The sequence below is a fragment of the Pantoea sp. Lij88 genome (assembly GCF_030062155.1).
Lineage (GTDB): Bacteria > Pseudomonadota > Gammaproteobacteria > Enterobacterales > Enterobacteriaceae > Pantoea.
This window is the reverse complement of record NZ_CP118269.1, coordinates 2,061,299-2,074,439: the sequence shown is the minus strand read 5'-3', so window position 1 is coordinate 2,074,439 and position 13,141 is coordinate 2,061,299. Positions and strand designations below refer to the sequence as shown.

14 protein-coding genes are annotated in these 13,141 nt (G+C 57.2%); 9 read left to right on the top strand and 5 right to left on the bottom strand.

The features are described from left to right. Positions 1-6: 6 nt before the first annotated feature. The 5 genes from PU624_RS13430 to PU624_RS13410 are packed head-to-tail and all read left to right on the top strand — an operon-like array spanning position 7 to position 5,290. Entirely contained in the window at positions 7-1,047 is a 1,041-nt protein-coding gene (locus PU624_RS13430; protein ID WP_283545387.1) for a sugar ABC transporter substrate-binding protein, read from the top strand. A 16-nt stretch (positions 1,048-1,063) separates the two neighbouring features. Next, positions 1,064-2,566, top strand: a complete 1,503-nt coding sequence (locus PU624_RS13425) for a sugar ABC transporter ATP-binding protein (RefSeq protein ID WP_283545386.1) — start codon at positions 1,064-1,066, stop codon at positions 2,564-2,566. 32 nt (positions 2,567-2,598) lie between these two features. Then, complete coding sequence (locus tag PU624_RS13420) at positions 2,599-3,570, top strand: ABC transporter permease (protein WP_283545385.1); 972 nt, start codon at positions 2,599-2,601, stop codon at positions 3,568-3,570. After that, on the top strand, positions 3,570-4,427 hold the full coding sequence (locus PU624_RS13415) for a MurR/RpiR family transcriptional regulator (RefSeq protein ID WP_090961029.1): 858 nt from the start codon (positions 3,570-3,572) through the stop codon (positions 4,425-4,427). Before PU624_RS13420 ends, PU624_RS13415 begins: the two co-directional genes overlap by 1 nt. 2 nt (positions 4,428-4,429) lie before the next feature. Further along, entirely contained in the window at positions 4,430-5,290 is an 861-nt protein-coding gene (locus tag PU624_RS13410; protein ID WP_283545384.1) for a PfkB family carbohydrate kinase, read from the top strand. Between the two features lie 41 nt (positions 5,291-5,331). Here the strand turns inward: PU624_RS13410 and curA are convergent, their stop codons facing one another. Next, positions 5,332-6,363 carry an NADPH-dependent curcumin/dihydrocurcumin reductase gene (gene curA / locus PU624_RS13405; protein WP_283545383.1) on the bottom strand — a complete coding sequence of 344 codons (1,032 nt, stop codon included), beginning with the start codon at positions 6,361-6,363 and terminating at the stop codon, positions 5,332-5,334. A gap of 382 nt (positions 6,364-6,745) precedes the next feature. Between curA and PU624_RS13400 the strand changes: the two genes are divergently transcribed. Further along, positions 6,746-7,144, top strand: coding sequence for a VOC family protein (locus tag PU624_RS13400; RefSeq protein ID WP_283545382.1), 399 nt, complete (start codon positions 6,746-6,748; stop codon positions 7,142-7,144). A gap of 126 nt (positions 7,145-7,270) precedes the next feature. Beyond that, a complete protein-coding gene (locus tag PU624_RS13395; protein ID WP_283545381.1) occupies positions 7,271-7,795 on the top strand; it encodes a glutamate racemase in 525 nt (174 codons plus the stop codon). On the opposite strand, the gene PU624_RS13390 is transcribed toward PU624_RS13395, so the two are convergent. Further along, positions 7,782-8,531 (bottom strand): DeoR/GlpR family DNA-binding transcription regulator, encoded by a 750-nt coding sequence (locus PU624_RS13390; RefSeq protein ID WP_283547982.1) that lies wholly within the window; start codon positions 8,529-8,531, stop codon positions 7,782-7,784. The genes PU624_RS13395 and PU624_RS13390 overlap by 14 nt on opposite strands. A gap of 83 nt (positions 8,532-8,614) precedes the next feature. Here PU624_RS13390 and PU624_RS13385 point away from each other — a divergent pair, with 83 nt between their 5' ends. Further along, positions 8,615-9,199, top strand: coding sequence for an NUDIX domain-containing protein (locus PU624_RS13385; RefSeq protein ID WP_283545380.1), 585 nt, complete (start codon positions 8,615-8,617; stop codon positions 9,197-9,199). 43 nt (positions 9,200-9,242) lie between these two features. Here PU624_RS13385 and PU624_RS13380 read toward each other — a convergent pair whose 3' ends face one another. Beyond that, positions 9,243-10,343, bottom strand: coding sequence for an NADH:flavin oxidoreductase/NADH oxidase (locus PU624_RS13380; RefSeq protein ID WP_283545379.1), 1,101 nt, complete (start codon positions 10,341-10,343; stop codon positions 9,243-9,245). 168 nt (positions 10,344-10,511) lie between these two features. Beyond that, positions 10,512-11,261 carry a glucose 1-dehydrogenase gene (locus PU624_RS13375; RefSeq protein ID WP_283545378.1) on the bottom strand — a complete coding sequence of 250 codons (750 nt, stop codon included), beginning with the start codon at positions 11,259-11,261 and terminating at the stop codon, positions 10,512-10,514. A gap of 152 nt (positions 11,262-11,413) precedes the next feature. Between PU624_RS13375 and PU624_RS13370 the strand changes: the two genes are divergently transcribed. Then, complete coding sequence (locus PU624_RS13370) at positions 11,414-12,331, top strand: LysR family transcriptional regulator (protein ID WP_283545377.1); 918 nt, start codon at positions 11,414-11,416, stop codon at positions 12,329-12,331. 14 nt (positions 12,332-12,345) lie between these two features. Here the strand turns inward: PU624_RS13370 and uraH are convergent, their stop codons facing one another. Continuing rightward, the gene (uraH, locus tag PU624_RS13365; RefSeq protein WP_283545376.1) at positions 12,346-12,768 is read right to left on the bottom strand and encodes a hydroxyisourate hydrolase; all 423 of its coding nucleotides are present in this window, start codon (positions 12,766-12,768) and stop codon (positions 12,346-12,348) included. Positions 12,769-13,141: the final 373 nt, after the last annotated feature.

Below are 13,141 nucleotides of genomic sequence, written 5' to 3'. Positions count from 1 at the left end.
AAAAACATGAAAAAACGCCTGCTTGCCTTTATCGCTTCCTCACTGCTCTGCAGCACCGTCTATGCGGCAGAACTGGCCCCGTTGCAGTCAGACACCGAACCGGATCGCACCGACTGGACCCAGCTCGACACTAAATATGGCGCGCTGCCGAAAGTCGACAAGTCGCTGAAGATTGGCGGGGTATCGAAAACCCTGACCAATGAGTACTGGCGCCTGCTCGGCCAGGGCTACCAGAACGCGGCGAAGAAGTATGGCATTACCGTCGAATATCAGGCGGCAGCCAATGAAGACGATCAGCTCGGTCAGCTGTCGATTGCAGAAACCCTGATTTCGCAGGGCTTTAACGGCCTGCTGGTCTCGCCGCAGACCGATATCAACCTGCAGCCTGCGCTGGAGAGTGCCAGCAGTAAAAATATCCCGGTGGTGAACGTCAACGATGCGGTGATGCCGAATGTGCGCTACTACGTCGGCAACGTCCAGAAAGATAATGGCGTGCGGGTCGCGAAGTGGTTTATTCAGCATCATCCGCAGGGCGGCAAGGTCGCGGTGATTGAAGGGCAGCCAGGGGTGTACGCCGCCGGACAGCGTACCCGTGGCTTTAAAGAGACGCTGGACGCGAATGGTAAGTTCACCATCGTCGCCAGCGTGCCGGCGAACTGGAGTCGTGAGCAGGCATTTAACGCCGCCTCGACCATTCTGCAGCAGCATCCCGATCTGATTGGCTTCTACGCGAACAACGACACCATGGCGCTGGGCGTGGTGGAAGCGGTGCGGGCGCAGAACAAAGCGTCACAGGTGGCGATCTTCGGTACTGATGGTATTTCCGATGCCTATGCGTCCATCAGGCGCGGTGAACTCACCGGTACGGTCGACAGCTTCCCGGTGCTGACCGGTGAAGTGGCGATGGACGTGATGATCCGTCTGATCAATGGACAGAAACTGTCGCGCGTGATCTCTACGCCACAGGCGCTGATCACCAAAGAGAATGTCGACGCGTTCTCCACCAAAGACAACAACCGGTTGCGTGAGCTGCTGGCTCAGCAATAAGCCGGCGGAGGCGGGTATGGAACAGTTTCGCTTAATGATGCGCGGCATCAGCAAAAGTTACGGTAACGCCGCCGCGCTGCAGGATGTCGATTTTTCAGTGCGGCCCGGCGAGGTGCATGCGCTGATTGGGGAAAACGGCGCGGGTAAGTCGACGCTGCTGAATATCCTCTCCGGCGTGCGCGGCGCGGACAGCGGGGAGATCAGCGTCAACGGCAACCGGGTGCAGATCCGCAGTCCTCTCAGCGCCCGTCAGGCCGGGATCGCCATGATCCACCAGGAGTTGCAGCACGTTCCGGAGCTGTCCGTGGCGCAGAACATGTTTCTGGGCCGCCCGCTGACCCGTGCCGGGGGCTGGTGGGTGGATAAAAAAGCCCAGCTGGCGCGGGCGACGCTGATTCTGAAGACGCTGGATCCCACTATCGACCCCGATACGCCGATCAGAAATCTTAAGGTATCGCAGCAGCAGATTGTTGAGATTGCGCGGGCGCTGCTGGATGACGCGAAAATTATCGCCATGGATGAGCCGACCTCCAGCCTGACGCCCCGCGAGTTCGACCGTCTGGCGGAGCTGATTGGTGACTTAAAATCGACCGGCGTCTCGCTGATCTACGTATCGCACAAGATGAATGAGATTTTCCGGGTCTGCGACCGCGCCACCATTATGCGTGATGGCAGGCAGGTAGGCGTGGTCAACATCAGTGACGAGGATGAGGAGAGCATTGTCGCCAAAATGGTCGGACGGAAGATCGACAAGCTCGACCATCAGGCGTTTGTCAGCGATCGCGAAGTGCTGCGGGTAGAGGATCTGACGCGTGGCAACGACGTGGTGGCCGCCAGCTTCAGCGTGCGGGCTGGCGAAGTGCTGGGGATTGCCGGGCTGGTGGGTGCAGGGCGTACCGAACTGCTGAAGCTGATTGCCGGTATCGACAGGCGCACTGCTGGCACGGTCAGCGTCAACGGCAACGCAGTGCAGAACCACAACGTGCGCGCGGCGATCAAAGCGGGCATTGGCCTGGTGCCGGAAGACCGCAAGAAAGAGGGCATTATCAAAGAGCGGGCGGTGAAGATGAACATGGCACTACCGTCGATGCACCGTTTCACCTCGGCGGGACTGATGAACCAGGCCCGGCTCGACCGTGAGGCGCTGAGGGTGATGGGCGATCTGAAACTGCGCCCGCTGGACATCGAAAAAACCATCGGCACGCTCAGCGGCGGCAATCAGCAGAAAGTGATCATCGGTCGCTGGGTGGCAGCGGATGCCAACGTGTTCCTGTTTGATGAGCCGACGCGCGGCATCGACATTGGCGCCAAGTCTGAAATCTATCACCTGATCGAAAAACTGGCGCAGGCGGGTAAAGCCATCGTGGTGGTGTCGTCAGAGATGACCGAGATCATGCGCATCTCTGACCGGGTGCTGGTCATGCGGGAGGGGCGGATCACCAAAGAGCTCACCGGCAGCGCGATCACCGAAGAGAACATTGCCCGATATGCCATTAAAGATATCGATCAGACCGCCTGACCGCTTACCTGACACTATTTAAGGCTAACATTATGACGACTCAGACCTCCACCGGGCCGGGTACCCGACCTGCGCTGCGGCTTAAATTTAACGTGCGCGATGCCGGTACTTTAATTGGCTTACTGATTATCGTGGTGACATTTTCGTTTCTGTCGCCGGTCTTTTTCACGCTGCCAAATCTGCTGAATATCCTGCAGCAGTCTTCGATCAACGCCCTGATTGCTCTGGGCATGACGCTGGTGATTATCTCCGGCGGAATCGACCTCTCGGTCGGTCCCACGGCAGCGCTCTCGGCGGTGCTGGGTGCCACGCTGATGACCTCGGGTGTACCGGTGCCGCTGGCGATCCTCGCCACGCTGGGCGTCGGCGCGATGTGCGGTCTGTTCAGTGGTTCGTTGATCGCCTATGCCGGGCTGCAGCCGTTTATCGTTACGCTGGGCGGCCTGTCGCTGTTCCGGGCCATCGCGCTGATCTACACCGGCGGTAATCCGGTCTTCGGGATTCCGCTGGAGTTCCGCACGCTGATTAACAGCATGCTGTTTGGGATTCCCACGCCGATTGTGATTGTGGCGGTGATAGCGCTGGTGCTGTGGACGGTGATGAATAAGACCCCGCTGGGGGAATATATTCTGGCGATTGGCGGCAACGAAGAGGCGGCGCGGGTCGCGGGTGTGCCGGTGAAGCGCACCAAGGTGACGGTGTACATCTTCTCCGGTCTGCTGGCGTCACTCGCCTCGCTGATTCTGATTGGTCGTCTTGGCGCTGCCGAGCCGACGATCGGCAACCTGTGGGAGCTGGACGCTATCGCGGCGGCGGCCATTGGCGGCGCATCCCTGATGGGCGGCAAGGGGAGCATCTTCGGCACGCTGATTGGCGTGGTGATCCTCGGGGTGTTACGTAATGGCTTGACCTTACTGAACATTCAGGCCTTTTACCAATTGCTCGCTACCGGCCTTATTATTATCATAGCGATGTTGATTGACCGGGCGACCCGAGGCAAGTAATGAAGCAAGATCCGCGAGCCATTGGCGCTCAGATTCGTATGCGTTTGCCCCAGCTGACGCCGTTAGAACGACGTGTGGCGGAGGCAATCATTGCCCGAACCGACATTACCGAGCAGTCCTCTCTCAAGGAGATTGCTCAGGAGAATAATGTCTCTGAAGCGATGATCGTTAAGATTACCAAAAAGCTTAACTTCACCGGCTTCAGGCATTTCAGAAGTGGTCTGATCTACTACAACCAGTCTGAGGTGGCGGGGCTGCATGCGGAAATTGAGCCGGATGATTCGTCGGAGCAGTTGCTGGCCAAAGTGTTCAGAACCTCTATCCAGGCTATCGAAGAGACCTTATCGATTCTGGATGTCTCTGAATTCAATCGTGCGGCAGACATCATCTTTAAAGCGCGTCACATCGATCTCTATGCCGTCGGCGGTTCTGCCGCCGTGGCGCGGGACCTGTCGCACAAGATGCTGAAGATCGGCATCAAGTCGACCGCCTATGACGATGCCCACATCATGCTGATGTCCGCCGCCGTGTTATCTGATGACGATGTGGTTATCGCCATCAGCCATTCGGGTGCGACACGTGCGGTGAACGATCCGGTTAAACTGGCGGGAAAGAATGGCGCGAAGGTGATTGCCATTACTAACTACGCCGAATCCCCGATCGCGCAAAGTGCGCATGTGGTCCTCAATTCAACCTCTCAGGGATCGCATCTGCTGGGTGAAAACGCCGCGTCACGCATCGCCCAGCTCAATATTCTGGATGCGCTGTTTGTCGCTATCGCCAAGAAAGATCTGAAGCGGGCGGAGAAGAACCTGATGAAAACCCAGCATGCGGTTCAGGATCTGCGGGAATTTTAGTTATGAGTAAAATTGCAGTCACCGGCAGTCTTCATTACGACATTATGCTGGACGCGCACCATCGTCCGGAAAAAGGCGAAACGGTGATGGGCAGCGCCTGTCACTATAAGTTTGGTGGCAAGGGCGGGAATCAGGCGGTGGCGGCAGCCCGTGCGGGTGCCACGGTGCGATTTGCCGGTTCGGTGGGGCAGGATCAGCAGGGGCAGTTCCTGCTGGATCATCTGCAGCAGGCCGGTGTCGATTGTACGCAGGTGAGTGTGATCAGTGAGCTTCCCTCCGGCATGAGCGTGGCGATTACCGATGCCGAAGGGGATTACGGTGCGGTCGTGGTCTCCAATGCTAATCAGCAGATCCCGCTGGCGACCTTTGAACAGCCCGGCTTCTGGCAGGATGTCTCGCTGCTGGTATTGCAAAACGAGGTCCCAGAAGCGGTGAACCTCTGCGCGGCCCAGGCGGCACACCAGCGGGGAATTACAGTCTGCGTCAACGCGGCGCCCGCCCGGCCCTTGTCGGCGGCGTTTGAAGACTGTATCGATCTGCTGGTGGTGAACGCTATTGAAGCGCGGGATATGTGCGGGATTAGTGTGCAGGATCTGACATCCGCGCGTGCCGCTGCGGATTCGCTGGCGGGACGCTTTGCCAGAGTGGTCGTAACTGCGGGTGAGCACGGTGTGGCTTACAGCGAGGCGGGACAAACTCATACGCTGGCTGCACAGAAGGTGACGCTGGTCAGCACGCACGGTGCCGGTGATTGTTTTGTCGGGGTGTTGTGTCAGCGCCTGAGTGTCGGCGCCACGCTGGGAGAGGCAGTCAGTGAGGCTAATCGTGCCGCTGCCGAACACGTTTCCCGGCAGCCACACTGATTAATGGCGTGCCACGTCAGCGACGCGGCACGCTAACACGCTTATGCGCCGACGTTCACCACGGTTTTACCGAAGTTTTTGCCGTTCAGCATATCAATAAACGCCTGTGGCGCGTTTTCTAATCCTTCAATCATGTGCTCGCGGTAGTGGATTTTTTTGCTTTCCACCAGCGGCGTCATCGCCTTCAGGAACTCCGGATAACGATCGCCATAATCCTGGAAGATGATAAAGCCCTGCATACGGATACGACGCTTCAGAATACCCGCCATGATCAGTGAGGTTCTGTCCGGGCCTTCTGGCAGTTCACGCTGGCTGTACGCGGAGACCAGACCACAGACCGGCACGCGCGCCGCGGTGTTCAGCAGCGGGAATACCGCATCAAATACTTTGCCACCGACGTTTTCGAAATAAATATCGATGCCATCCGGGCAGGCGTTTTTCAGCTGCTCTTCAAAGTCGGCACTGTGGTGATCCAGACAGGCATCGAAGCCCAGCGTATCGACCGCGTAACGACATTTCTCTTCGCCACCTGCAACACCGACGACGCGACAGCCTTTCTGTTTGCCCAGCTGGCCGACCGTTGCGCCCACCGGGCCGGTTGCGGCGGCAACCACCAGCGTTTCTCCCGCTTTCGGCTGACCGATATCCATCAGACCCATATAGGCGGTAAAGCCTGGCATACCGAGAATGCCCAGCGCCCAGGAGGGGTGCGGCATATCGTTGCCCAGCTTCGCAATCTCTTTGCCATCGGAGACGGCATATTCCTGCCAGCCGCTCTGCGCCAGCACCCAGTCACCCGTTTTGAAATCGCTGTTTTTCGATTCGGCAACCTGACAGACGGTGCCGCCTACCATAGGCTGATCCAGCTCTGCTGGCGCGGCATACGATTTACCGTCATCCATCCGGCCACGCATGTAGGGATCCAGCGAAAGGTAGATGGTCTTCAGCAGCACTTCACCCTCTTTGATTTCCGGCAAGGGCTGCGCCACATGGCGGAAATTCTCTTTGGTCGGCTCACCGTGAGGGCGTGAAGCCAGTAACCAGGCGTGGTTCTGGGTTGCTTGTTCAGTCATATTGTCTTCCTTTTATAGCCGGGCAATGCACAGGGCATTGCCGTATGAATACCGGGAAAGTGTAGATGACTGCAGCGGGAATGCATTTAGCGCTCTGAGCGGTATGGTGATATTCCGGGTAATCGGCAGAGCGTGCTAACCGCAGCGGTACAGCGGTTGCAGGGCGCTGTCCGGCAGGGGATTACCCTGAAGACTGTTCACATCTTCTTGCAAAAACGGTCATGCGTGTCATCCGCAAAGCGGCATGTCACGCATTCAGAACCCGCTAAGGCGGTTTTTTTATGCCTTCAATTTATGGACAGGGGAAGTTGCTGCGCATCCAGCGTCACGGGAAGCACTGAGAATTGTGATAAAAATCAGTGAACTTTACAGGGAGAGAACCATGACCATCCAGCATCTTCGCATTGCCCGGCCGGTGACTGACCTGACGCAAAGCAGTCAGTTCTATTGCCACGGGCTGGGCTTGCAAAAAATCGGGGAGTTTACTGACCATCAGGGATTCAGTGGTGTGATGCTGGGCGCTGAAGGGCTGGCCTGGCATCTCGAATTCACGCTCTGTCATACCCATCCCATCCGGCCATCACCAACCAATGACGATCTGCTGGTGCTCTACATTCCGCAACAGCCTGACTGGCTGGCCCGATGTAGCTGTATGGAGGAAGCAGGATTCCAGCGGGTATCTTCATTTAATCCTTATTGGGATCAACGGGGCGTGACATTTATGGACCGGGATGGTTATCGTGTTGTTATCCAGCAAGCCTTATGGCCACCCGCACGCTGACCCTGTGAAGAACCGGAGCTTACCCTGAATATTCTTTGTTTCCATACTGCAGCCAGTAATATCGGGATATTTGATGATGCCGCCCGTGCACTGACGCGTGACAATCCACCATTAAATCATCTGGTGATGCCTGCGCTGCTGGCCGAGGCGGAACGCAGCGGCGGGATGACGGCGGCGTTACGCCTTCGTATCGCGCAAATGATAACGGCGCTGTTGCCGCAATTCGATGCGGTGCTGATCACCTGCTCGACACTGGGGCCGGTTGCCGATGAGTTCTCAGTGCAGGACCGGGTTATGCGCACCGATGGGATGTTAGCGGAGGCGCTTCAGCGTCAGTCGGGGCCGACGGTGGCACTCTGCGCCGCAGAATCGACCCTGGCGGCGACGCGGGCACTTTTCTGCAAGCCTGGCAGTGAGTCTGAAGTTGTGCTGGTGGAGGGCGCATGGACGGCATTTAAATCTGGTGATATAACACGCTATTTTGCGCTGATTGCGGCAGCAGCAGAGCGGGCTTATCAGCGGGGAGCCGTTGCCGTAGCCCTGGCGCAAAGTTCGATGACGCCCGTGGCACAGCAGTTTCCCCATACCCGGCGACCGCTGACCGGCCCACATCTTGCGTTGCAGGCCTGCTACGATCTCAGACGATCGTGACATTATGCCGGCTGAGGGCCTGTTGCAGCGCCTCGTCCGGCTGAGCCTCCACGACCAGCGTACTCGCCAGAGACAGATCGCCAATGGCAAATGCCGAAGCCGAATTCAGCTTTTCGGCTGACGCCAGCACTACAGTTTCCGCTGCGCGTCCTGCCAGCGCACGTTTCACCGTCGCCTCTTCAAAATTCCCGGTGGTCAGGCCCGCCGCCGGATGCACACCGGTCACGCCCATAAAAAAGAGATCGGCATTGATGCGGTTGATCGACTCCAGCATCGCTGCGCCCACCGTCACCACCGAATGCTTATAGAGCTGCCCGCCAATCAGTATGATCTCCACCATTGGATGTTCGGCTAACGCCAGCGCCACGCTGGGACTGTGGGTAACGGCGGTAAAGCTCAACGTTGACGGTAACCGGCGCACCAGTTCGGCGCTGGTGGTGCCGCCATCAATCAGCACAATCTGTCCGGGCTGGATGAGCGAGATCGCCTTCTGCGCGATCACCTGTTTGGATGCGGTCTGCACGCTTTTGCGTGTTTCAAAGGTGCCCAGCGCTGCGGAAACCGGCAGTGCGCCGCCATGCACCCGCTGGAGCAATCCTTCCGCCGCCAGTTCACGCAGGTCACGGCGGATAGAGTCTTCGGACAGGCCAAAGCGCTGGCTGAGTTCGCGTGACTGCACCTGTTTTTCCTGGTCGAGCAGGGCGAGGATCGTCTGTTTTCGCTGGCTGGATAGCATAGCTGACCTTTGCATGTTTTTTCTTGAATTTGCACGATTGTGCATGATAGCGTGATGGCTGTCTACTCATCCTGGAGAGCATCATGCAGCAGAATCATCCCCGCGTGCGCATTATCAACGAGCAGTTGCTGTCAGATAGCTGGTATACCCTGAAGAAATATACCTTTTCGCTGCTGCGTCGTGATGGCCACTGGCAGGAGCAGAGCCGGGAAGCCTATGACCGGGGCAATGGCGCAGTGATCCTGCTCTATAACCGTGATAAACGCACGGTGGTCCTGACCCGGCAGTTTCGTTTTCCGGTTTTCCTGAACGGGCATGATGGCTTTCTGATCGAAGCGGCCGCCGGTCTGCTGGATAACGCCTCACCGGAAACGCGTATTGTTGCCGAAGCGGAAGAAGAAACCGGCTTTCGTGTCAGCCGGGTTGAGAAGGTTTTTGAAGCCTTTATGAGTCCCGGTTCGGTGACCGAGAAGCTTTACTTCTTTATTGCTGAGTATGGCGATCAGCAGCGCAGCGGAGAAGGCGGCGGAATCGAGGAAGAGGGCGAGGATATCGAGGTACTGGAGATCGGTTTCGACCAGGCGTTGCAGGCGATTGATCAGGGTGAGATTGTGGATGCCAAAACTATCATGCTGCTGCAGCATCTGCGGCTGAAAGGCATTTTATAAGAGAGCGGGCAGACCACGGTTATCGCGGCCTGCCCGTTAAAGCTTACTGATCCTGCGTCAGGATGCCTTTTACATCGTGTGGTTCGGAACGCAGATACTGCGGCGGCACCTGCACTTTGCCATCCAGCGCGGCAGCGGCGTGCCATGGCCAGCGTGGGTCATAGAGAATACCGCGTGCCAGCGCCACCAGATCCGCTTCGCCCTGCTGCAGAAGATCTTCGGCCTGCTGGGGTTCCGTGATCAGGCCAACGGCAATCACCGGAATAGATACCTGCTCACGAATATCACGGGCGAATGGCACCTGATAATTCGGGCCAACGCTGATTTTCTGTTTTTCCGACAGGCCGCCGCTTGAAACGTGAATATAGGCGCAGTTCAGCGCTTCCAGCTCACGGGAGAAAGCGATCGACTGCTTGATTTCCCAGCCGCCTTCGACCCAGTCAGTCGCGGAAATACGCACGCCGACCGGCACGGCAGCAGGCACGGCTTCACGAACCGCTTTGAACACCTCCAGCGGGAAGCGCATACGGTTTTCCAGCGAACCACCATATTCATCGCTGCGCTGATTCGACAGCGGTGAAAGGAACTGATGCAGCAGATAGCCATGCGCGGCATGCACTTCGATCAGCTCAATACCCAGACGCACTGCGCGTCGTGCGCTCTCGACAAAGGCCTGCTTTACCCGAGCCAGATCATCAATGCTCATGGCCAGCGGTTTAACTTCACCTTCGCTATAGCTCACGGCTGACGGGGCTACGGTTTGCCAGCCACCGGCATCGGGCGCAATCTGCTTGCCGCCTTCCCAGGGAACGGCACACGACGCTTTGCGTCCCGCATGGCCCAGCTGCATCCCAATCGGAATAGAAGAGTAGCGGCGCACATCCTCCAGTACCGTTTTCAGCGCGGCTTCATTGTCATCATTCCACAAACCGAGATCGCCGGGAGATATACGGCCAATGTCCTCAACGGCAGTGGCTTCAATAATCATCAGGCCGGCGCCGGAAAAGGCCAGCTGGCCAAGATGGATCCGGTGCCAGGCAGTCGCATTGCCTGCTTCAGCGGAGTACTGGCACATCGGCGCAATCACAATGCGGTTATCCAGCGTAAGTTCGCCCAGTGAGACAGTGGAAAAAAGTTGGCTCATGTTATCTCCATGGTGTTTTGACGGACGTGACAGGGAATAACTATAGCGGGGGATTGACCGGGCGGGATGAATGCAACGTGACTTTTTGTGACTGCGGCTGGGCTTAACTGAGTAAAGACAGCGAGATAAAGACCCCGCTGCCATCGCAACAGGGTCTTTTATCAGCACTCAGACCTGGGCCATTCCGCCATCGACAAACAGTTCAGTCGCATTGATAAAGCTGGCGGCATCAGACGCGAGAAACGCCACGGTTCGGGCAACCTCCTGCGGCTCACCCAGGCGGCCAAGCGGTATCTGTGCGGCCAGCGCATCAAACAAGCCCTGACGCTGATCTTCACTCACCAGATCACCCAGCCCAGGCGTACGAACCGGGCCGGGGCTCACGACATTAACCCGGATGCCGCGATCTTTCAGATCCAGCGCCCACGAACGGGCAAAATTACGCACCGCCGCTTTACTGGCGCTGTAGACGCTAAACGCCTCTGTGCCTTGTGTCCCGGCAGTTGAACCGGTCAGAATCACCGACGCGCCATCAACCAGCAGAGGCAGGGCTTTTTGCACGGTAAACAGCACGCCGCGCACGTTGGTGCCAAAGATTCGGTCAAAGTGCTCTTCAGTAATGGCGCCCAGTGGCAGCATGTCGCCACCACCGGCGTTGGCGAACAGGATATCCAGCCGTCCCGCCTGCGCCGCGATGCGGGAGTAAACTTCATCGAGATCGTGCAGTTGTGAGGCGTCAGCGCGGATTCCGCTGACGGATCCGCCGATTTCAGCAACCGCGGCATCCAGCTCTGCCTGGCGTCGGCCGGTAATAAAGACCTGCGCGCCCTGTGCCGCCAGTTCCCGTGCGGTGGCCAGGCCAATGCCGCTTGTTCCGCCTGTAACCAGTGCAATTTTTCCTGCGAGTGATGCGTTCATATCTATTTCTCCGGATGGTTTCTTTGACAGATTTATCTCTTCCCGGCCAGCGGGGCTGCCGGACTGGTTGTTACTGTAAGAGAGGAGGATTGACGGATAAATCCGTTAAAATGAAAATGACTATCCATGTGGGTGGATAATAGGGGGATTGGATGGATCAGCTGCTGGCAATAAAAGCCTTTTCACGGGTAGTAGAAAGCGGCAGTTTTACCCGGGCGGCGGACTCGCTGAACATGCCGAAAGCGACGCTGAGCAAGCTGGTTCAGGCGCTGGAAGCGCATCTCTCCGTGCGGCTACTGCAGCGCACCACCCGGCGCGTGACCGTCACCGCCGAAGGGCAGGAATACTATGAGAAAGCGCTGCGTATCCTGCACAATCTTGAGGATATTGATGCCTGTTTTAATGCGCGGCGCAGTAAACCCCGCGGGCAGTTACGCGTTGATATCGGCGGGTCTACCGCCAGAGATATTCTTATTCCGCTGCTGCCTGATTTCTTTGCCCGCTATCCGGACATTACGCTGGACCTGGGCGTCTCCGATCGCCCGGCCAACCTGATTAGCGACAACATCGATTGTGTGATTCGGGGCGGTCCGCTGGTCGATTCCACACTGATTGCCCGTCTGATTGGGCACGCCACGCTGATTACCTGCGCGACGCCCGCCTATCTGAAAGCATCTGGCGTTCCTGCTTATCCGGATGAACTGCGTAACGGGCACCGGCTGGTCAGTTATCTCTCGCCGCAAACCGGCAAACCATTTCCGCTACGGTTTGAACGTGAGGGGGAGAAAATTGAGATCACCAGCGCGCATCGCATTGGCGTAAATGAAAGCAACGCGCATCTGGCCGCGGGACTGGCCGGGCTGGGGATCATTCAGACGTTCAGTTATTCGCTGTCGTCGATTCTGCAGCAGGGCGAGATGGTGGAGATCCTGCGCGACTGGCGTCCGGCGGGGTATCCGTTTCATGTGGTCTATCCGCAAAACCGGCATGTGACGCAACGGCTACGGGTATTTATCGACTGGCTGGTGGAGTGCTTTCCGGCACGGGTAGCGGGGGAATCCGGCACGTGAGTGCCGGACTAAAATCAGTTGCCGCGATAGGTTGAGTAACCAAACGGGCTCAGCAGTAAGGGGATGTGGTAGTGCTCACCGCTGGCTTCCATGTTGAACTCAACCGGGATCTCCGGGAAGAAAGTTTTCTGGTTGTTCTTTTTATAGAAGTCACCGGTTTTAAACACGACGCGGTAGCTGCCTGCACTGGCAGTTTTGTCCTGCGGGAACAGGGCGCTGATGCGACCGTTGTTATCGGTGACGCCTGACGCCAGTTTCACCCAGTTATCCTGCTGCTTTTGATCCAGTTCAACCTCAATACCTGCCGTAGGCTGACCGGTTTGCAGGTTAAGAACGTGTACGCTCAGCGGGTTTTTAGCCGCTGCAGGCTGGGCTGCAATAGCGGTTGCGCCAGAGGTCATCAGTAATGTCGCGATCAAAGCATATGAAGTTTTCATCAATGTTTCCTTTATTGATTGTATGAAGTCGGGTGACAGTGCGCAGAGAGTAAAGTGCCTGAGGCCAAAGGGATAATTAACAGCCGGAAATGTGAAATTTCTGAGAAGAGCCGATCTGATTAGTTACATCATACATACGTTTTATACATCCCTGATTCAACATTGGTGCCGTTTGCGTTCATCAGGTAAAAGTGGCGCCCGGTTAAATCTTCTGTGGATTGCCGGAAACCTTCTTTCCGGGCAACGGAAGCCGGTTTACGAATCTGGCAGCAAAAGGGCGTTGGCCGGTATGAAGTATTACCACGCGGAGACTGTGATGGCGCTATGGAACATGCAGGCAGCAATCGATAAAGCTCTGGCTCAGAGCCCGTAA